This window comes from Kitasatospora papulosa (assembly GCF_000717245.1).
Taxonomy (GTDB): Bacteria; Actinomycetota; Actinomycetes; order Streptomycetales; family Streptomycetaceae; genus Streptomyces; species Streptomyces papulosus.
Map to the genome: position 1 here is coordinate 1 of NZ_JNYQ01000010.1, position 19,467 is coordinate 19,467.

At 73.2% G+C, this 19,467-nt stretch carries 17 protein-coding genes; 10 read left to right on the forward strand and 7 right to left on the reverse strand.

What is annotated here, in order from left to right; all coding sequences use genetic code 11:
- The first annotated feature begins 379 nt into the window (after window positions 1–379).
- On the forward strand, window positions 380–1,120 hold the full coding sequence (locus IA22_RS0123505) for a tetratricopeptide repeat protein (RefSeq protein ID WP_030124749.1): 741 nt from the start codon (window positions 380–382) through the stop codon (window positions 1,118–1,120).
- A gap of 106 nt (window positions 1,121–1,226) precedes the next feature.
- Here the strand turns inward: IA22_RS0123505 and IA22_RS0123510 are convergent, their stop codons facing one another.
- Complete coding sequence (locus IA22_RS0123510) at window positions 1,227–2,507, reverse strand: DUF1015 family protein (RefSeq protein ID WP_030124750.1); 1,281 nt, start codon at window positions 2,505–2,507, stop codon at window positions 1,227–1,229.
- 73 nt (window positions 2,508–2,580) lie between these two features.
- Between IA22_RS0123510 and IA22_RS0123515 the strand changes: the two genes are divergently transcribed.
- From IA22_RS0123515 to IA22_RS0123530, 4 genes are all read left to right on the forward strand, one after another.
- Complete coding sequence (locus tag IA22_RS0123515) at window positions 2,581–3,609, forward strand: HAD hydrolase-like protein (protein ID WP_030124751.1); 1,029 nt, start codon at window positions 2,581–2,583, stop codon at window positions 3,607–3,609.
- 108 nt (window positions 3,610–3,717) lie between these two features.
- Window positions 3,718–4,734 carry a FecCD family ABC transporter permease gene (locus IA22_RS0123520; RefSeq protein WP_030124752.1) on the forward strand — a complete coding sequence of 339 codons (1,017 nt, stop codon included), beginning with the start codon at window positions 3,718–3,720 and terminating at the stop codon, window positions 4,732–4,734.
- The gene (locus IA22_RS0123525; protein WP_015576642.1) at window positions 4,731–5,789 is read left to right on the forward strand and encodes a FecCD family ABC transporter permease; all 1,059 of its coding nucleotides are present in this window, start codon (window positions 4,731–4,733) and stop codon (window positions 5,787–5,789) included. The genes IA22_RS0123520 and IA22_RS0123525 overlap by 4 nt, the downstream gene beginning before the upstream one ends.
- A 56-nt stretch (window positions 5,790–5,845) precedes the next feature.
- Entirely contained in the window at window positions 5,846–6,649 is an 804-nt protein-coding gene (locus tag IA22_RS0123530) for an ABC transporter ATP-binding protein (protein ID WP_014157041.1), read from the forward strand.
- 36 nt (window positions 6,650–6,685) lie between these two features.
- Here the strand turns inward: IA22_RS0123530 and IA22_RS0123535 are convergent, their stop codons facing one another.
- Window positions 6,686–7,033 carry an alkyl sulfatase C-terminal domain-containing protein gene (locus IA22_RS0123535; RefSeq protein WP_014157042.1) on the reverse strand — a complete coding sequence of 116 codons (348 nt, stop codon included), beginning with the start codon at window positions 7,031–7,033 and terminating at the stop codon, window positions 6,686–6,688.
- Window positions 7,034–7,075: 42 nt separating this feature from the next.
- Here IA22_RS0123535 and IA22_RS0123540 point away from each other — a divergent pair, with 42 nt between their 5' ends.
- The 5 genes from IA22_RS0123540 to IA22_RS0123560 all read left to right on the forward strand — a co-directional run bounded on the left by IA22_RS0123540 (window position 7,076) and on the right by IA22_RS0123560 (window position 12,248).
- Window positions 7,076–7,390 carry a hypothetical protein gene (locus IA22_RS0123540; protein ID WP_015576640.1) on the forward strand — a complete coding sequence of 105 codons (315 nt, stop codon included), beginning with the start codon at window positions 7,076–7,078 and terminating at the stop codon, window positions 7,388–7,390.
- 7 nt (window positions 7,391–7,397) lie between these two features.
- Complete coding sequence (locus tag IA22_RS0123545; RefSeq protein ID WP_014157044.1) at window positions 7,398–8,213, forward strand: TlyA family RNA methyltransferase; 816 nt, start codon at window positions 7,398–7,400, stop codon at window positions 8,211–8,213.
- 26 nt (window positions 8,214–8,239) lie between these two features.
- Window positions 8,240–9,169: an NAD kinase gene (locus IA22_RS0123550; RefSeq protein WP_049799066.1), complete on the forward strand. Its 930-nt coding sequence runs from the start codon at window positions 8,240–8,242 to the stop codon at window positions 9,167–9,169.
- Between the two features lie 83 nt (window positions 9,170–9,252).
- A complete protein-coding gene (recN, locus tag IA22_RS0123555) occupies window positions 9,253–10,998 on the forward strand; it encodes a DNA repair protein RecN (protein ID WP_015576639.1) in 1,746 nt (581 codons plus the stop codon).
- 176 nt (window positions 10,999–11,174) lie between these two features.
- Entirely contained in the window at window positions 11,175–12,248 is a 1,074-nt protein-coding gene (locus IA22_RS0123560) for a glycosyltransferase family 4 protein (protein ID WP_030124754.1), read from the forward strand.
- Window positions 12,249–12,290: 42 nt separating this feature from the next.
- Here IA22_RS0123560 and IA22_RS0123565 read toward each other — a convergent pair whose 3' ends face one another.
- The 5 genes from IA22_RS0123565 to IA22_RS0123590 all read right to left on the reverse strand — a co-directional run bounded on the left by IA22_RS0123565 (window position 12,291) and on the right by IA22_RS0123590 (window position 19,124).
- Window positions 12,291–13,928 carry a PucR family transcriptional regulator gene (locus IA22_RS0123565; protein WP_030124755.1) on the reverse strand — a complete coding sequence of 546 codons (1,638 nt, stop codon included), beginning with the start codon at window positions 13,926–13,928 and terminating at the stop codon, window positions 12,291–12,293.
- 99 nt (window positions 13,929–14,027) lie between these two features.
- Window positions 14,028–15,425, reverse strand: coding sequence for an FAD-binding oxidoreductase (locus tag IA22_RS0123570; protein ID WP_030124756.1), 1,398 nt, complete (start codon window positions 15,423–15,425; stop codon window positions 14,028–14,030).
- Window positions 15,426–15,518: 93 nt separating this feature from the next.
- Window positions 15,519–16,061 carry a DapH/DapD/GlmU-related protein gene (locus IA22_RS0123580; protein WP_015576635.1) on the reverse strand — a complete coding sequence of 181 codons (543 nt, stop codon included), beginning with the start codon at window positions 16,059–16,061 and terminating at the stop codon, window positions 15,519–15,521.
- 71 nt (window positions 16,062–16,132) lie between these two features.
- Window positions 16,133–17,098 (reverse strand): LysR family transcriptional regulator, encoded by a 966-nt coding sequence (locus tag IA22_RS0123585; protein WP_030124757.1) that lies wholly within the window; start codon window positions 17,096–17,098, stop codon window positions 16,133–16,135.
- 199 nt (window positions 17,099–17,297) lie between these two features.
- The gene (locus IA22_RS0123590) at window positions 17,298–19,124 is read right to left on the reverse strand and encodes a glycoside hydrolase family 15 protein (protein WP_179831229.1); all 1,827 of its coding nucleotides are present in this window, start codon (window positions 19,122–19,124) and stop codon (window positions 17,298–17,300) included.
- Between the last annotated feature and the right edge of the window lie 343 nt (window positions 19,125–19,467).

A 19,467-nucleotide genomic window follows, 5' to 3' on the forward strand; every position in this document is an offset into this window, starting at 1 on the left:
TGGTCAGCGTGACGACCGTGGTGGCCGTCCCGCCGGCGGCGGCTTCGACCGTCGCGACGACCGCCCCCGCGGCCCCCGTCGCGACGACGACCGCGGTGGCGGTTTCCGCCGCGACGACAGCCGTGGCGGCGGTACCGGCGGTGGCTTCCGCCGCGATGACAGCCGTGGCGGCGGTACTGGTGGCGGTTTCCGCCGTGACGACCGCGACCGTGGCCCCCGCCGTGACGACCGTGGCGGCGACCGCGGTGGCTACCGTGGCCGCGACGACCGGGGCGGCTACCAGGGGCGCGACGACCGCGACCGCGAGCCCGTCAAGCGGCTCCCGATTCCTGACGACGTCACCGGCGACGAGATCGACAAGGATGTCCGGCAGGAGCTCATGAGCCTGCCGAAGACCCTCGCCGAGGACGTCGCGCGGAACCTCGTCATGGTCGCCCGACTGATCGACGAGGACCCCGAGCAGGCTTACGCCTACTCCCGGATCGCCCTGCGGCTGGCGTCCAGGGTGGCCGCGGTGCGTGAGGCCGCGGGCTTCGCCGCGTACGCCACCCAGAAGTACTCCGAGGCCCTCGCCGAGTTCCGGGCGTCCCGCCGGATGACCGGTTCCGTGGAGCTGTGGCCCGTCATGGCCGACTGCGAGCGTGGCCTCGGCCGCCCCGAGCGGGCCATGGCCATGGCCGGTGAGCCCGAGGTCCAGAAGCTGGACAAGGCCGGCCAGGTCGAGATGCGTCTCGTCGCCGCCGGCGCCCGCAGGGACATGGGACAGATCGACGCCGCGATCGTCACCCTGCAGAGCTCCGAGCTGGCGTCCAGCGCCGTCCACTCCTGGACTCCGCGCCTGCGGTACGCCTACGCCGACGCTCTCCTCGAGGCGGGCCGTGAGGACGAGGCCCGTGAGTGGTTCGGGAAGGCCCTGGAGGCCGACAAGGACGGTGCGACCGACGCGTCCGACCGGCTCGCCGAACTCGACGGTGTGGAGTTCGTCGACGCGCTCGGCGACGACGAGAACACCGGCGACGCTGCCGACGTCGAAGTCCCTGCCACCGAGGCGCACGACAGCGACGAGGACCACGACAGCGACGAGGACGACCGCGACGAGGACGGGCCCGCGAAGGCCTGAGCCCCGCTGACACGCGGCATGTGAGAAGAGGGCGGCACCCACCACGGGTTGCCGCCCTCTTCCGCGTTCCGCCCAGGGCCCCGTAACAGGAGTCCTGGCACCGGACTCAGTCGAGGTCGAGACTCCGCAGTACCAGCCCCGTCGCCGGCTTGGGGCCGAACGACGTCGACTTACGGGGCATGGTGACCCCCTGTCGCGCCAGGTCCCTGACCACTTCCTCGCGCACGGGGTGCATCAGCACGGCCGTGGCCCCACGCCGTTCCGCCTGCTCGACCGCCGCCTCCGCCGCGTGGATGTAGGCGATGTGCTCCGGGGCGTCCGGGACCTGCCACACGTCGTCGAGGAGCGCCGAGTGCAGCACGGTCGCGTCGAGCGTGCGCCACGCCGCCGGCCGGTCGGCGCGGACCGTGCGGGCCAGCAGTGCCTCGTCCGCACGGTCGATCAGGTGGAAGCCACCGTCGCCCGCGAGGAGGAAGGCGTTGCCGTCCGCCGCGGCGGCCCCCAGAGCGTCGAGCGCCCGGGGCAGCGGCCCGTCGACGGACCGGACGCGGAACAGCCCGTCGACGGCGCGGAGCGCCTCGTCGACCGGAAGGCGGTGCAGGAGCCGGTGGATCGCCCGCACCCGCAGCGGATAGCGGGCCGTGTCCACGAGCAGGACGAGACCGAAGTCCCAGGGCCCGGGGGCGGACTGCTCCTGCTGCAGCCGCAGGTAGGTCGCCCAGCGGTGGTGGCCGTCGGCGATCAGGGCCTGGCGCCGGGACAGATCGGACTGGACCTCCGCCCGCTCGGCGGCGTCGGTGACGGCCCAGAGACGGTGGTCGACACCGTCCTCGGTCGTCGTGGTGAGAAGCGGGAGGCGCTCCACCACCCGCTCGATCACGGCCGTCGCGCCGCTCGGCCCGCCCTCGCCCTCGTAGCTGAGAAGCAGGGGTTCGAGATGGGCGGCGGCGGCGCGCATCAGGTCGGCGCGGTCCTCCACGACGTCGTCCATGACGTCCTCGTGCGGCAGCACGACACCCTCCGACGCGGGGGAGAGCGCCAGGGCCCCGATCACACCGCGCTGAAGGATGTCACCGGCCCGCTGCTCGTACACGTAGAGCGCGGGAACCGGGTCCGGGGCGAGGACGCCCTCCGCCAGCCAGCGCTTCAGGGTGTCGGCCGCCTGCCGGTGGCGCTCGGCGGCCGTGCCGGCCTGCGGGAGGATCAGCCGCACGATGTTGTGCGGATCCGCGGACTCCAGGTGGTGGAGACCGTCGGGCCGTACGACCACGTCGTACGGGGGCGAGGTCACCGCCGCGAGGCTGCCGACCTGCTCGGGGACGTACCGCAGTCCGCGGAAGGGAATCAGCCGCAGCCCCTGGCCTGCGGCGGGCCCGGATGTGTTCATTTCAGCATCGTATGTGCGCTCCCACGATGCGCGATGATCGGGGGAGAAGCATGGCAACGAGGAGCAGAGACATATGAGTCAGCAGTACAGGTCCCGGCCGCTGGGGAGTGACGTGGCGCTGAGCGAGGCGTACGACACGGCTCTGCTCGACCTCGACGGAGTGGTGTACGCCGGTGGGCACGCGATCGTGCACGCCGTCGAATCGCTGGGCAGCGCCCGTGAGGGCGGCATGCATCTGGCGTACGTGACGAACAACGCACTGCGGACGCCCGACGCGGTGGCCGAGCACCTGACGGAACTCGGGGTCCCGGCGGACGCCACCGACGTGATCACGTCCGCGCAGGCGGTGGCCCGGCTGATGGCTGATCAGCTGCCGTCCGGGGCGAGGGTTCTCGTGGTCGGCGGCGAAGGGCTGCGGGTCGCTCTGCGCGAGCGCGGGCTCGTGCCGGTGGAGTCGGCGGACGACGATCCTGTCGCCGTGGTGCAGGGGTTCGGCGGGCCCGACCTGCCGTGGGGGCGGTTCGCCGAGGCCGCGTACGCGATCTCCCGCGGAGCCGTGTGGTTCGCGTCCAACACCGACCTGACGATCCCGGGCGCCCGGGGCATCGCTCCCGGCAACGGCGCGGCCGTCGAGGTCGTGCGCATCGCGACCGGGGCCGAACCGCAGGTGGCCGGCAAGCCGCTGCCGCCGATGCACCGCGAGACCGTGCTGCGGACGGGAGCGAAGCGGCCCCTGGTCGTCGGGGACCGGCTGGACACCGACATCGAGGGCGCGTTCAACGGCGGCGTCGACTCGCTGCTCGTCCTCACCGGCGTCACCGACGCGGCGCAGCTGATCGCGGCCGAACCCCGGTACCGCCCGACCTATGTCGACCGTGACCTGAGGGGACTGCTCACAGGCCAGCCCGAGGTGTCGGAGGACGTTGACGGGTTCCGCTGCGGAGGCTGGACGGCGGGGGTGCGCGGCGAGGCACTCGTGCTGGACGGCGGGGGTGACGCGATCGACGGGCTGAGGGCCCTGTGCGCGGCGGCCTGGACGCACGCGGGTGAGGGCGCGTGCGGCCTGGACGCGCAGAAGGCCGTGGCCCGGCTCGACCTGTAGCGTGCCGGATCTTGTGCGGTACGGGGGAGTTGAGCGAATTGGAGGATAGGCTAACCTAACCAGGTGTTGGTCGAGAGTCCCCCTGAATCGAGTTCCGGCCCCCCGGCCATGCCGGGCACGGGCGCGCGCGCCGGGCGTCACGCGGCGAGAGCGGCCGGTCTGCTGGTCGCCGTCGCGGTGCTGGTGCTGGTGTGCCTCGCGAGTGTCGCGATCGGAGCCAAGGCCCTTCCCCTCTCCGAGGTGTGGCACGGCCTGTTCCACTACTCGGGCACCAACGGTGACGTCCTCGTACGCGATGTGCGGGTCCCGCGCACCGTGCTGGGGCTGATCGTCGGGGCAGCGCTCGGGCTGGCCGGCGCGGTGATGCAGGCGCTCACCCGCAATCCGCTCGCCGAGCCCGGTCTGCTGGGCGTCAACGCGGGCGCGGCGGCGGCGGTCGTCTCCGCCATCACCTTCTTCGGCGTCACGTCGCTGACCGGATACGTCTGGTTCGCGTTCGGCGGCGCCGCGCTCGTGTCCGTCGCGGTGTACCTGCTGGGCGGCAGCAGGTCCGCGAACCCCGTGCGTCTCGCGCTCGCCGGTACGGCGGTCACCGCGGCCCTGTTCGGTTACGTCAACGCCGTACAGCTGCTGGACTCCGCGGCGCTGGACCGGCTGCGGTTCTGGACCGTCGGGTCGCTCGCCTCGGCGAACCCGGAGACCGTCGGCAAGGTGTGGCCGTTCATCGGGCTCGGTGTGCTGCTGTCCCTGCTCATCGCCCGGCCGCTCAACGCGCTGGAGATGGGCGACGACACGGCCAGGGCGCTCGGCGCCCACCTGACCCGCACCCGGGTCCTCGCGATGGTGGCCGTCACCCTGCTCTGCGGGGCGGCGACCGCCGCGTGCGGGCCGATCGTCTTCATCGGGCTGATGATCCCGCACCTGGTCCGGACGATCACGGGCCCGGACATGCGGTGGATCCTGCCCTACGCCGCCGTTCTCGCGCCCGTGCTGCTGCTCGTCGCCGACGTGGTGGGCAGGGTCGCCGCCCGCCCCTCCGAGCTGCAGGTCGGCATCGTCACCGCACTGCTGGGCGGGCCCGTGTTCATCCATCTCGTACGCCGCAAGAGGATGGCCCAGCTGTGAAGGCCACGCAGGACACCACGAAGACGGTCCACGCCGTACGGACGGCCGGCGGCCTCTCGTTCCGGGTGGACGCGCGGGCGCTCGTCGTGATCGCCCTGCTCGTCGCGGCGGCGTCCTTCGCCGCCGTGGTACTGATCGGCAGCGGCGACTACGCCATGTCACCCGGGCAGGTCGTCACCACCCTGCTCGGCGACGGAACGTTCCAGCAGGAGTTCATCGTCACGGAGCTGCGCCTGCCCAGGGTCCTGGTCGGGCTGCTCGTCGGCGCCGCGCTCGGGGTCGGCGGCGCCGTCTTCCAGAGCGTCTCCCGCAACCCCCTCGGCAGCCCCGACGTCCTCGGCTTCGGCCAGGGCTCCGCGGTCGGCGCCCTCGTCGTGATCGTGCTCTTCCAGGGCGGACCCTCCGAGGTCGCCGCGGGCGCCGTCGCCGGCGGCATGCTGACCGGCGCGGCCGTCCACCTGCTGGCCTGGAAGCGCGGGGTGCACGGCTACCGCCTCGTCCTCGTCGGCATCGGCGCCGCCGCCATGCTCACCGCCGCGATCCACTACCTGATCACCAAGGCGAACCTCGTCGACGCCACCCGCGCCGTCGTCTGGATGACCGGCACGCTGGACGGCCGCGACTGGGCCCAGGTCTGGCCGCTGCTCGCGGTGTGCTGCGTCCTGATCCCCCTCGTCCTCGGACACGGGCGGGCGCTGCGCATGATCGAGATGGGCGACGACGCCGCCCACGCCCTGGGCGTGCGGGTGGAACGCACCCGCCTCGTCCTGCTGAGCTGCGCGGTGCTGCTCGTCGCCGTCGCGACCGCGGCCGCCGGACCGATCGTCTTCGTCTCGCTCAGCGCCCCGCAGGTCGCCCGACGCCTCACCCGGGCCCCCGGTCCCAACCTGGCGGCCGCCGCCGCCACCGGCGCGGCCCTGCTGCTCGTCGCCGACTGGACCGCCATGAACGCCTTCGGTGACCGCCAGCTCCCGGTGGGCGTCGTCACCGGCGTCCTCGGCGGCTGCTACCTGCTGTGGCTTCTCGTGGCCGAGCGCAGGGCGGGACGCATATGAGACAGGACACACCGGACACCGCGCAGACCGAACCCACAGACCCCGGGAGTACGACCATGCAGCGCCTCACCGCGGACTCGGTGACCCTCGGCTACGACCAGCGGGTCATCGCCGAGAACCTCTCGGTGGAGATCCCCGACAACTCCTTCACGGTCGTCGTCGGCCCCAACGCCTGCGGCAAGTCGACCCTGCTGCGCGCCCTCTCCCGGATGCTGAAGCCGACCGCCGGAGACGTCCTGCTGGACGGGCGGTCCATCCACCGGATGCCCGCGAAGCAGGTCGCCAGGACCCTGGGCCTGCTGCCGCAGTCCTCCGTGGCCCCGGACGGCATCACCGTCGCCGACCTCGTCTCGCGCGGCCGCTACCCGCACCAGGGGCTGCTGCGCCAGTGGTCGCCCGAGGACGAGCGGATCGTGAAGGAGTCCATGGAGTCGACCGGCGTCGGCGGGCTCGCCGACCGCTACGTCGACGAACTGTCGGGCGGCCAGCGCCAGCGCGTCTGGATCGCCATGGCCCTCGCCCAGCAGACACCGCTCCTGCTGCTGGACGAGCCGACGACGTACCTCGACATCCAGCACCAGATCGACGTGCTCGACCTCTGCGCCGAACTGCACGAGACACAGGGCCGCACGCTGGTCGCGGTGCTGCACGACCTCAATCACGCCGCCCGGTACGCCACCCATCTGATCGCCATGCGCGGGGGCGCGGTCATCGCCGAGGGTGCTCCCGGCGACATCGTCACGGCGCGGCTCGTGGAGGAGGTGTTCGGGATACGGTGCCAGGTCATCGACGACCCCGAGACGGGAACGCCCCTCGTCGTCCCCGCCGCCCGCGGGAAGCGCGCCGGTGCGTCCGTCTGACGAGGCCCGGAGGCCGGTGTCTCCGTCCGGCGAGGGCTAGAGGAGGGACTTGAGCTTCAGCAGGTCACGGAAGCCCGCCTCCAGCCGCACCCGGCCCGATGCCCAGGCCTTCGCGAAGTTCAGCTCGCCGTCGACCATGGCGACCAGGTCGTCGCCGGTCATCGCGAGCCGGATCTCCGCCTTCTCCCGGGGCGGGCCCTCGTGCGTGTCCAGCACCGTGATCCGGCCGTGCGCCAGCCGTCCGGTGAACGTCGCGTCGAGATCCCTGATGTGGCAGCTCAGCGAGCGGTCGAGGTCGGCGGCGCCGCGCACGTCGCCGTCGGCCCCCGCCAGGTTGCCGGAAAGTGTGTCGAGTGCGCTGCGGCACTCCGCCATGGTCGCCATCGTCACCGACGGTACACCGGCCCTTCGGGGTAGCGTTCCCGCATGAGCGACTGGATGCCGGGGCCGGACACGGTGGAGCAGGGGCAGGCGGGCGAAGAGGCCGGGACACGACCGGACGTACCTCCCGTCCCCTCCTTCGCCCCCGTCCCGCCCGCGCCCCTCGGAGTCGCCCGGACCCCCACCGGGCACGCCGGTGTCGACGCGCGGCTGGAGCGGCTGGCCGACGCGGACCACCTCCCGGCGGACGGCCACACCGAGGTGTACGAGGATGTACACCGTGGGCTGCGCGACGAGCTGACCGCGCTGGACGTCCGGCCCGCACCCGCACCGACGCCCGCGCACGACAACAGGAGCTGAACCGAACGTGGCAGGAGTGGCACGTCGCCGCCTCGACGCCGAGCTGGTACGCCGCAAGCTCGCCCGCTCGCGTGAACACGCGAGCCAGCTGATCGCAGCGGGGCGGGTGACCGTCGGCGGGAACACCGCGACCAAGCCCGCCACCCAGGTCGAGACCAGCGCCGCCGTCGTCGTCGTCAAGGACGACAGCGACCCCGAGTACGTCTCGCGCGGCGGACACAAACTCGCGGGCGCACTCACCGCCTTCGTGCCGCTCGGACTGGAGGTCCAGGGGCGCAGGGCGCTCGACGCCGGGGCCTCCACCGGGGGCTTCACCGACGTGCTGCTGCGGGCCGGCGCCGGCCATGTCGTGGCCGTGGACGTCGGCTACGGCCAGCTCGCCTGGTCCCTGCAGTCCGATGAACGGGTCACCGTCAAGGACCGTACCAACGTACGCGAGTTGACGCTGGAGCAGATCGACGGGAAGGCGGTGGACCTGGTGGTGGGCGACCTGTCGTTCATCCCGCTCGGCCTGGTGCTGCCCGCGCTCGCGCGCTGTGCGGCACCCGACGCCGACCTGGTGCTCATGGTCAAGCCGCAGTTCGAGGTGGGCAAGGAGCGCCTCGGCAGCGGCGGTGTGGTCCGCAGCCCCGAGCTGCGGGCGGAAGCGGTACGGGAAGTGGCACGCCGGGCCGGTCTGCTGGGCCTCGGCGTCCGCGGGGTGACGGCGAGCCCGCTCCCCGGACCGTCGGGAAATGTCGAGTACTTTCTGTGGCTGCGGGCCGGCGCACCCGAGCTGGATCCCGCGGACGTCGACCGTGCAGTGGCGGAGGGGCCCCGTTGACGGACCATGCGGCACACTCAGGGAACGTGGAACGCTCCGGGAGCGCGGAACGGGCCGGGACACCGGAACGCACCGTCTTCCTGCTCGCGCACACCGGCCGTCCGGCCGCGATCCGCAGCGCCGAACTGGTGGTGCAGGGCCTCCTGCGGAACGGCCTCGGGGTCCGGGTGCTCGCCGCGGAGGCGGAGGACCTGCCGCTGCCGCGGTCCGTGGAGACGGTCATCGACGCGACGCCCGACGCCGTGGACGGCTGCGAGCTGCTGATCGTGCTCGGCGGGGACGGGACGCTGCTGCGCGGAGCCGAGATCTCCCGCGCCTCCGGCGTCCCCATGCTCGGCGTCAACCTCGGACGGGTCGGCTTCCTGGCGGAGGCCGAACGTGACGACCTGGACAAGGTCGTCGACCGGGTGGTGACGCGCGCCTACCAGGTCGAGGAGCGGATGACGCTCGACGTCGTCGTGCACAGCAACGGCGACGTCGTGCACACCGACTGGGCGCTCAACGAGGCCGCCGTCCAGAAGGTCTCGCCCGAGCGGATGCTGGAGGTCGTCCTGGAGATCGACGGCCGCCCCGTGACCGGCTTCGGATGCGACGGGATCGTCTGCGCCACCCCCACCGGGTCCACGGCGTACGCCTTCTCCGCGGGCGGCCCCGTCGTCTGGCCGGAGGTCGAGGCCCTGCTGATGGTGCCGATCAGCGCCCACGCGCTCTTCGCGAAGCCACTGGTGACGTCACCCGACTCCGTGCTGGCCGTGGAGGTCCAGCCGCACACCCCGCACGGAGTGCTGTGGTGCGACGGCCGCCGCACCGTCGAGCTGCCCGCCGGGGCCCGCGTCGAGGTTCGGCGCGGCGCGGTCCCCGTACGGCTGGCACGGCTCCACCAGGCGTCGTTCACCGACCGTCTGGTGGCGAAGTTCGCGCTTCCCGTGCAGGGCTGGCGGGGTGCTCCGCACTGACGTCCCGGGCCGTTGCTCACACCCGCGTGAGTGAATCCGCCACCGGGGTCCGTCGCACACCGGGCCCGGGACCTCGTAAGGTCATGTCCGTGTTGGAGGAGATGCGGATACGGTCGCTCGGAGTCATCGACGACGCGGTGGTGGAGCTGTCACCCGGTTTCACCGCGGTGACGGGTGAGACCGGCGCGGGCAAGACCATGGTCGTCACCAGCCTCGGGCTGCTGCTCGGGGGGCGCGCCGACCCCGCCCTGGTGCGGATCGGTGCCAAGGCCGCGGTCGTCGAGGGGCGCATCACCGTGTCCCCGGGCGACGCGGCGGCGGTACGCGCCGAGGAGGCCGGGGGCGAGGTGGAGGACGGTGCGCTGCTCGTCAGCCGCACCGTTTCGGCGGAGGGGCGTTCCCGCGCCCACCTCGGCGGGAGATCCGTGCCCGTGGGGGTCCTCGCCGAACTCGCCGACGAACTCGTCGCCGTGCACGGCCAGACCGACCAGCAGGGCCTGCTCAAGCCCGCACGGCAGCGCCAGGCGCTGGACCGCTACGCCGGGGCCGGTGTCGACGGCCCGCTCACCACGTACGCGGCGGCCTACCGGCGGCTGCGCGCCGTCGTCACCGAGCTCGACGAACTGACCGTCCGGGCCAGGGAACGCGCCCAGGAGGCGGACCTGCTGCGCTTCGGCCTCGACGAGGTCGCCGCCGTGGAACCGCTGCCGGGGGAGGACACCGAGCTGGCGGCGGAGGCCGAACGGCTCGGCCACGCCGAGGCGCTCGCCTCCGCGGCGGCCCTCGCCCACGCGGCTCTCGCGGGTGATCCCGAGGACCAGGAGGGTGTGGACGCCACCACGGTCGTGGCCGCGGCCGGACGGTCGCTGGACGCCGTGCGGGCGCACGACCCGGCCCTGGCGGCGCTCGCCGACCGGACCGGCGAGATCTCGATCCTGCTGGCCGACGTCGCCGGGGAGCTCGCCGGATACGCCGACCAGCTCGACGCCGACCCGCTGCGGCTGGCCGCCGTGGAGGAACGCCGTGCCGCGCTCACCGCGCTCACCCGCAAGTACGGCGAGGACATCACCGCCGTGCTCGCCTGGGCGCAGGAAGGCGCCTCCCGGCTGACCGAGCTGGAGGGCGACGACGACCGCATCGGGGAGCTGACGGCGGAGCGCGACGCGCTGCGCGGCGAGCTCTCCGTCCTCGGGCAGCAGCTGACCGACGCCCGGACGGAGGCGGCGGACCGCTTCGCCGCGGCCGTCACGGAGGAACTGGCGTCGCTCGCCATGCCGCACGCCCGGGTCTCCTTCGCCATCGGGCAGTCCGAGGCGCCGGACGAGGCGTCCGGCATCGACATCGGCGGCCGGAGCGTCCTCTACGGGCCGTCCGGCGCGGACGAGGTGGAACTCCTGCTGGCGCCGCACCCCGGAGCGCAGCCGCGGCCCATCGCGAAGGGCGCGTCGGGCGGTGAGCTGTCGAGGGTGATGCTCGCCGTCGAGGTGGTCTTCGCCGGCTCCGACCCGGTACCGACGTACCTCTTCGACGAGGTCGACGCCGGGGTCGGCGGCAAGGCGGCCGTCGAGGTCGGCCGGCGGCTGGCGAAGCTCGCCAGGTCCGCCCAGGTCGTCGTCGTCACCCACCTGCCGCAGGTGGCGGCCTTCGCCGACCGGCAGCTGCTGGTCGAGAAGACCGTGGACGGGTCGGTGACCAGCAGCGGCGTCACGGTCCTGGAAGGCGAGGACCGGGTGAGGGAGCTGTCCCGGATGCTCGCGGGTCAGGAGGACTCCGAGACCGCGAGGGCCCACGCCGAGGAACTCCTGGAGACCGCCCGGACCAGCGGCTGACGGCCCACAGGCGTCAGCTTCACGCGGCCCACTTCACTCGTACGGGTGGGGTGGGCCGCGCCGCTGTCGACGCGAGGACGGGAACAACGTTTCGTCAGTCCCGGAACGTGCGTACGGACTGGCATCCTTGGGACTGTACTCATCACCTACTCGGGATCCCCGGGAGCCGATCAGCCGTGTCACAGTTGCGTACGGTCCAAGTCCTGGGCGGCGGTGCCGGAAGCAGCGCTCGTGTCAGCTCGCTCGCCGCGGGGCTGGTCGCCAGAGGCGTGCAGGTCACCGTCTGCGCCCCGGCCGGTTCCGGTCACGCCCACGGTCTCCCCGCCTCGGGAACCCGCTTCGTCGCGGTGCCCCGGCGCAGTGATCCCGCCGCCGTCGCCGCCCTGCGCACCGCGTGCGCCGGGGCGGACATCGTCCATGCCCACGGCCTGCACGCAGCCGTGCGCGCCGGTATCGCGCTCAGCGGCCAGGGCACCCCCCTGGTCGTGACCTGGCACACCCGCGCCCACGCGGAAGGCGCCCGCGGGCGGCTGCTGCGGATGCTGGAGCGGAAGGCGGCCCGGGCGGCGGCCGTCGTGCTGGGCACCTCGTGGGAACTGGTCGACCGGGCCCGCCGCCGAGGTGCGAGGGACGCACGGCTCGCGCCGGCGGCGGTCCCCGCGAGCCGTGTCACCGTATCCCCGGACGACGGCAAGGTGCGCGCCGAACTGGGAGCGTTCGGAAGGCCGTTGCTGGTCTCGGTGGCCCAGCGCGACCACGACGCGCTGCTGGACGCGGTGCGCGGCTGGCGCGCGCTGGACCCCGCGCCCCTGCTGGCCGTCGTGGGGGAGGGGCACCGGACCGGCGCCCTGAGCCGCCGGATCGCGGCGGAGGGCCTGCCCGTCGTCCTGGCGGGCGGCCCGGAGGACATCGGTGATCTCCTCGCCGCCGCCGACATCGCCGTCCTGTCCGGCCGGGGGGACGGCGGTACGCTGCTCGCCCACGAGGCGCTGAGGCTCGGCATCCCCCTGGTCGCGGCCCGGACCGACGGACTGCCCGAACTGGTCGGTGACGCGGCGGAACTGGTCCCGCCCGGGGACGCCGAGGCGCTCTCCGAGGCCGTCGTCCGCCTCCTCGCCGATCCCGGTCGACGGCAGCGGCTCGCCGAAGCGGGGCGCGCGCAGGCCGCGGGCTGGCCGACCGAGGACGACACGATCGCCCATGTGCTCTCCGTGTACGACGAGTTGGCGACCCCTGTGGCGGCCGGCTGACCGGTAAGGGCGCCCGATTGCCACCACGCGCGCTGAGGCCCGTCAGCCGGTGTGTCTGCGGGCCCGCAGGGCCAGGCTCAGGGCCAGTACCGACTGGGGGTCGTCCAGGTCGGTGCCGAGCAGCTCGCCGATGCGGGCCAGCCGGTTGTACAGCGTCTGCCGGTTCAGATGGAGTTCGCGTGCCGCCTCCGCCTTGCGCCCCGCGTGCGCCAGGTACGCCTCCAGCGTGGGCAGCAGGGCGGGGCGCGCGGTCCGGTCGTGTGCGAGCAGCGGCCCGACCGACCGTTCGACGAAGGACGCCAGATCCGGCTGGTCCCGCAGCCGCCACAGCAGCAGATCGATGTCCAGACGTCGCGCGTCCCACCAGGGACGGTCCCCGAGCCCGCGCGCGGCCGTCGCCGCCTCGGCCGCGTGCCGCAGTCCCGCGCCCGCCGCCTCCCAGCCGCCCGCGTCCCCGACCACCACGGCCGACGGCGTACGGTCCCCGGGACGTTCCAGGCCCGCCCGGTCGGCCCCGGCCCGCAGCGCCGCCGCGACCCGGTCCGCGAGCGCCGTGCGGGTGGTCCCCGGGCGCAGCGCCAGCAGCAGCGGCACCCTGCCCTCCACCGGGCGCACCCCCACCAGCACCGGCGCCCCCACCCCCGCGAGCTCCTCCGCCACCGCCCGGGCCAGCAGCGCCCAACTGCCCGAGGGCGCGGACTCCGGGGCGAGCCGCATCACCACCGGGAGCAGAGGATCTCCGCCCGGCCTGAACCCCAGGACGCCGGCCTGCGCGGGGGCGTCCCCGGGAGCGATCCGCCCCTCGGCGAGATCGGTGAGGAAGTCCCCGCGGCCCCGCGCCGCGAGCTCCTCCTCCTGCCGGGCCTGCATCAGCACGACCGCCAGGATGCCCGCGGCCCGCTCGGCGGCCATCCGGTGCACCGTCAGCAGAGACCCGGACACCGCGAGCAGGACCAGACGGGCGCGGACGGACCCCGTCCCCGGCCCGCCACCGGGCACCTCCACCAGGACCGCGCCGGCGGGGGGCGCCGCGCGTGCCGCGCGTGCCGCGCGTGCCCCGCGCAGTCCCTCCCAGACCTGCAGCGGACCGGCGCCCGCCGGGCCGGTCCCCGGGCCGGCCGCGAACAGCAGCCGGCCGTCAGGGGTCTCCAGGAAGACCGGGTTGCCGGCGAAGTCCGCCAGGATCCCCAGGACCTGCGGGACCCCACCGCCGCCCAGCACCGCCTGCGTGCACCGCCGGTGGACCTCCTCCGCCCGCCGGAGCAGGGCGTAGTGGCCGTTGACGATCTCGGTGTGGATCTCCTCGGTCACCGCCACGAACGGGACCTCGCGGTGCAGCTGGACGAGCGGCAGCCCCGCCGTACGGGCCGCCTCCACGATCGCCGAGGGCAGCCGGCCGAAGCGCGGGCCGAGCTCCACGACCAGGGCGGCGATGCCGCGGTCCGCCAGCCTGCGGATGAAGGCGCGCTGTTCGGCGGGCCGGGTTCCGAGACCCAGACCCGTCGTGAGCAGCAGTTCCCCGCCCTTGAGGAGGGCGGGGATGTTGGGGGCCTCACCGGCGTGCACCCAGCGCACCGTGCGGTCCAGCCGGTCCGCGCAGGTCAGTACCTCCGGGAGCCCACCGCGCAGCCCCGGCAGCTCCAGTGCCTGCCGCACGGTGATCCCGCCCTCTGTCTCCACCGGCTCCGGCCTCGTGCTTCCACTCGTGCGCACCCGCGCTGGTGTACCCGGGGCGCGAACCGCCCACGGTCAGGAAGCTACCGGGCTCCGCCGGGCCGGTCACACCATGGCCACCGCGGGCTTGACGTTGTGATTGAGGTGGAACACGTTGTCCGGGTCGTACCGTGCCTTCACCCGGGCCAGCCGTTCGTAGGCCTCCTCGCCGAACCCGGCCATGACCCGCTCCTGGCCCTCGCGCCCGATGAAGTTGAGGTACACCGCGCCGTTGGCCCACGGCATCATCCCGGCGCGCACCGTGCGCACCCACTCCCTGACCCGCTCGTCGTCGGCCTCGTCCTCCCAGACGCCGAAGGGGTGCACGGCCCAGGGCGAGGAGCGCCAGGGCAGCGGGTAGTCGGCCGGCCCCCGCGCCACCGCACCGCCCAGCGGGAACAGCACGTGCTGGCAGTTCGTGGGGACGGGCAGCGTCGCCGCGCCCGCGCAGAAGGCGGCCGCGGCCTCGTCGGGGAAACCGTCCAGGTACTCGGCCGACCAGTAGTTCCGCATGCCGGGCGGGTCGTCGAGCATGCACTGCAGGTCCGCGTAGGGAAGCGTGTCGAGGATCTCAGCCTCGTGCTCCAGCGCCAGCAGGGGCGCCGCCACGTCACGTGCCTCCGCCCGTGGCCCGGCGTAGGTGAGCAGCACGGCACAGACGAGGTGGCCCACCAGGGGTTCGGGCACCCACTCCTCGGGCGGCCCGGTGATGTAGATGCAGCCGCCGCCCGCCGCGTCCGGAGCGGACTCCAGCACGTCCCGGTACGCACGGACCGCCTCGGGACCGTTCTCCGGGCGGAACAGGAGCATCACGATGTTCATCTCGGGCAGTTCGTGCAGTTGCAGCGTCAGTGACGTGACCACACCGAAGTTGCCGCCGCCGCCGTGCAGGGCCCAGAAGAGCTCGGGGTTCTCGTACGCGCTCGTGTGCACGGAGATGCCGTCCGCGGTCACCACGTCGGCCGCCAGCAGGTTGTCGCACGCCAGCCCGAACTTCCGCTCCAGCCATCCCGAGCCGCCGCCCAGGGTGAAGCCGCCGACGCCGGTGGTGGACACCCGCCCGCCCGTGGTCGCCAGGGAGTGGGGCTGGGTGGCCCGGTCGAGGTCGCTCATGACCGCACCGCCGCCGACCCGGGCCGTCCCGGCGCCGGGATCGACGTCGACGGCGTGCATCCGGCGCAGGTCGATCACGAGACCGCCCTCGCTCAGGGCCATGCCCGCGACGCTGTGGCCGCCGCCCCGCACCGCGACCTCCAGTTCCTGGTCGCGTGCGACGCCGAGCGCCTTCGTCACGTCCGCCTCGGACGCGCACTGGGCCACCACCGCGGGTCTGCGGTCGATCATGCTGTTGAAGACGGTACGGGCCTCGTCGTAACCCGGGTCGCCGGGAACATGGACCTCACCGGCGAAGCCGGAACGAAGGCCGGTCAGAGCGGCGTCCGGCACAGAGGTTCGGGGCGTCATGTCGTGCCCCCTTCGCAGGGCCTTGCAGGACCTCTCCATCGTAGGTCCGGCCGTGGACATCGGCCGTTCCGCGGAGCCGGCGGACCCGTGAGGTCACCACCGGCGGCGCACGGCCGCCTTGCCGCCGGTCACCAGACTCGCCGCCGGGACGTCGTCGGCCACGACCGCGCCGGCCGCGATCACGGCGTCCCGGCCGATGCTGACGCCGGGAAGGATCGTGGCACCGGCGCCGATCCACACGTTCTCCGCCACGTCGATGGGCGCGCCGCTCAGCCACCCCCGCCGCTCCCCGGGATCGACCGGGTGGCCGACGGTGATGAAGGTGGCCTTCGGGCCGACCATCACACGTTCGCCGAGCCGGATGCCGGCGTAGTCCAGGAACGTGCAGTTCTGGTTGATGAACACCCGCTCCGCGAGGTCCAGGTGGAGGCCGTGGTCCGTGAAGAAGGGCGGGTAGACCGTGAGTCCGGCAGGCAGCGGCCTGCCGAGGATCCGGCCGAGCAGTTCCGCCCTGCCGTCCTCGTCCTCGAAGGGCAGGACGTTGAGGCGGGAGGTGAGCTCGGTGACCCGCAGCACTCGCTCCGACATGGCGCGGAACTCCGGGCTGTGGATACGCATGAGACGGTTCCGGGACATGCCAGGGGTCCTTTCCGGTGTGCCCGACGACGGTCTCCGGCCGTCGGGTGCTCGTGGTGCGACAAGGGGTGTCAGCGGTGCCCGGACCCGGGCGGCCGGGCTGCGTCGGGCTCCGTGGCCCAGGACGGGCGCCAGACCTTGCCGGAGGGCCTCGGCAGGCCTCCGAGGCGGGCGACGACGCCGCCGAGCGCCGGGTGCGGATTCTCGGCGGGCAGGACGAGGGAGAGCGGGTACGCCAGGACGGGCCGCGCCACGGGGATGCGCCGCAAATCGTGGGCCACCGGCCAGACGTACCGGTCGCGTGACCCGACGAGGGTGGCCACGTCCGGCGACTCCGCGAGGGTCTCCAGAAGCACCTCGTCCCCGAAGTGCGGGCCCACGGCGTCGATACGCAGGTCGAAAGCGGTGGTGAGCTGGTCGTAGAAGTCCGCCCATTCGCTGCGGGGGGCGATCCCGGGAACCCAGATCCGGTGCTTGCGCAGCTGCGCCGGCGTCACCTCCCGCGCGGAGGCGAGCGGGTGTGCCGGGCCCACCAGGAGTTCCAGCGGTGAGTCGAACGCGTGGATCATCCGCACCCCGGGCGGCAGCGCGCCCGGGTCCGTGACCGTACGGAACGAGGCGTCGACCTCCCCGGCGGCGACGGCCGCGGCCGCCACCTGCGGGTCGTCGACCCGCAGGGTCACCACGTCGAGGCCGGTCCCGGGACGTGACCGCCAGTACGCGTGCAGGACGACGGCCTGCGCGCTCCGCAGGCCGAGCACGTCGATCCGCAGAGCCCGCGAACCCGGCCTGACCGCGGTGACGGCACGGCCGACGGCCGCGACGACGCTCCGCGCGTGGGGGAGGAACGCCCGGCCGTCGGGGGTCAGCTCGACGCCCCGCGCGGTGCGCGTGAAGAGACGCACGTCCAGCCCGCGCTCCAGGGCGGCGATCCGCTTCGAGACGGCCTGCTGCGTCACGCCCAGCTCGTCGGCCGCGCGCCGCACCTGCCCGAGCTCCGCGGCCCGGACGAACGATCGCAATCCCTCGGTGTCCACCGTTTCACCCTAGGCGCGTACAACCGATGGTTGTGTCCCGCCGGGATCCGGTTGTCCCGTCGTGTTCCGCCGCAGGAGAGGTTCCGCCCGAGGACAGGTTCCACCGCGGGCGCGCGGTGTTGCGTCCGCCGGACGCAGCAGGACCGCCCCGGTCGTGCGACCGGGGCGGTCCTGTCGAACACGGGGGAGCGGCGGCGGGTCAGCCCACGTACGCCCCGCTGGCCGTCAGCCGCAGCGCCGTGTCGATCAGCGGCACATGGCTGAACGCCTGCGGGAAGTTCCCGACCTGCCGCTGCAGCCTGGAGTCCCACTCCTCGGCCAGCAGACCGAGGTCGTTGCGGAGGGACAGCAGCTTCTCGAAGAGCCGGCGGGCCTCGTCGACCCGGCCGATCATCGCCAGGTCGTCCGCCAGCCAGAACGAGCAGGCGAGGAAGGCGCCCTCGTCGCCCTCCAGACCGTCCACACCCGCGTCGTCGCCCTCGGTGGGATACCGCAGGACGAAGCCGTCCTCCGTGGACAGCTCCCGCTGGATCGCCTCGATGGTGCCGATGACGCGCTTGTCGTCGGGGGGAAGGAAGCCCATCTGGGGGATGAGCAGGAGCGAGGCGTCCAGTTCCTTCGACCCGTAGGACTGGGTGAACGTGTTGCGCTCGGGGTCGTAGCCGCGCTCGCAGACGTCCCGGTGGATGTCCTCGCGCAGCTGGTGCCAGCGCTCCAGGGGCCCTTCCGCGTCGCCCGCCTCGATCAGCTTGATCGTGCGGTCCACCGCGACCCAGGCCATCACCTTGGAGTGCACGAAGTGCCGGCGCGGCCCGCGGACCTCCCAGATGCCCTCGTCCGGCTCCTCCCAGTGCTTCTCCAGGTACTCGATCAGCTTGAGCTGGAGCCCCATCGCGTAGTCGTTGCGGGTCAGGCCCGTCATGTGCGCCAGATGCAGCGCCTCGGTGACCTCGCCGTACACGTCCAGCTGGAGCTGGTTCGCCGCACCGTTGCCGACCCGGACAGGGGCGGAGTTCTCGTATCCGGGCAGCCAGTCCAGCTCCGCCTCGCCGAGCTCCCGCTCGCCCGCGATGCCGTACATGATCTGCAGGTTCTCCGGGTCGCCGGCGACGGCACGCAGCAGCCACTCGCGCCAGGCACGGGCCTCCTCGCGGTACCCCGTGCGCAGCAGGGAGGAGAGCGTGATCGCCGCGTCCCGCAGCCAGGTGTAGCGGTAGTCCCAGTTCCGCGAGCCGCCGATGTCCTCCGGGAGGGAGGTGGTCGGGGCCGCCACGATGCCGCCGGTCGGCGCGTAGGTGAGCGCCTTCAGCGTGATCAGTGAGCGGACCACGGCCTCACGGTAGGGGCCGTGGTACGTGCACTGCTCGACCCAGTCGTGCCAGAACTCCTCCGTCGCCGTGAGCGACGACTCGGGTTCCGGCACGCTCGGCGGCTCGTGGTGCGAGGGCTGCCAGCTGATCGTGAACGCGATCCGGTCGCCCGGGGCCACGGTGAAGTCGGAGTAGGTGGTCAGGTTCTGGCCGTACGTCTCCGCCTCCGTGTCCAGCCACACCGAGTCGGGCCCGGCGACGGCGACCGTACGGTTGTCGACCTTGTGCACCCAGGGGGTGACCCGCCCGTAGCTGAAGCGCATCCGCAGTTCGGAGCGCATCGGAACCCGGCCGCTCACGCCTTCCACGATGCGGATGAGCTGCGGAGCTCCGTCACGCGGCGGCATGAAATCGGTCACGCGGACCGTGCCGCGGGGGGTGTCCCACTCCGATTCGAGGACGAGTGAGTCGCCGCGATAGCGGCGCCGGTCCGCGGTCGGGGGCTCCGCGCCCTCGGGACGGGCGGGGCCCAGCCGCCAGAAACCGTTCTCCTCCGTTCCGAGGAGTCCGGCGAAAATTGCGTGTGAATCGAAACGTGGGAGGCACAGCCAGTCCGCTGTGCCGTCCCGGCAGACCAGGGCTGCGGTCTGCATGTCTCCGATGAGTGCGTAATCCTCGATGCGCCCGGCCACGTGCTTCTCCAGTCGAACGGCCATGTCGCCCCGCAGGGCGCTTACTGCTGGTCAAGGGGTCGTTGTAGTAGAACCGACGAGCTCTTGCGCGGGTGAGCGGGCTGGGGTGGAGCCGCTGGGCCGGCCAACTCGGCAGCGAGTGTCCGAGCAGGATACGACGCGCCCGGGGGTTCCGCGCGACTGTCCACAAGTTGTCCGTCGTCTGTCACCGGCGAATGGGTGGGACGTGAAACGGACGTGATGATCTTGTGACGGCGAGGGGGGAGGCATGGTCGGAAGCGGCCTCGGTTTGTCGCTGTTACCCTGGTAGCCCGTGGACCGGTGGTCGTCCCGACAGTGGACGAGGCCCCCGAACCGCAGCGACGGC

Excerpts from the sequence above, each read along its gene's own strand:
- IA22_RS0123530 (WP_014157041.1), top strand. The coding sequence starts at position 5,846 with ATGCAGCGCCTCACCGCGGACTCGGTGACCCTCGGCTACGACCAGCGG.
- IA22_RS0123590 (WP_179831229.1), bottom strand. The coding sequence starts at position 19,124 with ATGGCCGTTCGACTGGAGAAGCACGTGGCCGGGCGCATCGAGGATTAC.
- IA22_RS0123515 (WP_030124751.1), top strand. The coding sequence starts at position 2,581 with ATGAGTCAGCAGTACAGGTCCCGGCCGCTGGGGAGTGACGTGGCGCTG.
- IA22_RS0123535 (WP_014157042.1), bottom strand. The coding sequence starts at position 7,033 with ATGGCGACCATGGCGGAGTGCCGCAGCGCACTCGACACACTTTCCGGC.
- IA22_RS0123580 (WP_015576635.1), bottom strand. The coding sequence starts at position 16,061 with ATGTCCCGGAACCGTCTCATGCGTATCCACAGCCCGGAGTTCCGCGCC.
- IA22_RS0123570 (WP_030124756.1), bottom strand. The coding sequence starts at position 15,425 with ATGACGCCCCGAACCTCTGTGCCGGACGCCGCTCTGACCGGCCTTCGT.
- IA22_RS0123505 (WP_030124749.1), top strand. The coding sequence starts at position 380 with ATGAGCCTGCCGAAGACCCTCGCCGAGGACGTCGCGCGGAACCTCGTC.
- IA22_RS0123540 (WP_015576640.1), top strand. The coding sequence starts at position 7,076 with ATGAGCGACTGGATGCCGGGGCCGGACACGGTGGAGCAGGGGCAGGCG.
- recN (WP_015576639.1), top strand. The coding sequence starts at position 9,253 with ATGTCCGTGTTGGAGGAGATGCGGATACGGTCGCTCGGAGTCATCGAC.
- IA22_RS0123520 (WP_030124752.1), top strand. The coding sequence starts at position 3,718 with ATGCCGGGCACGGGCGCGCGCGCCGGGCGTCACGCGGCGAGAGCGGCC.
- IA22_RS0123510 (WP_030124750.1), bottom strand. The coding sequence starts at position 2,507 with ATGAACACATCCGGGCCCGCCGCAGGCCAGGGGCTGCGGCTGATTCCC.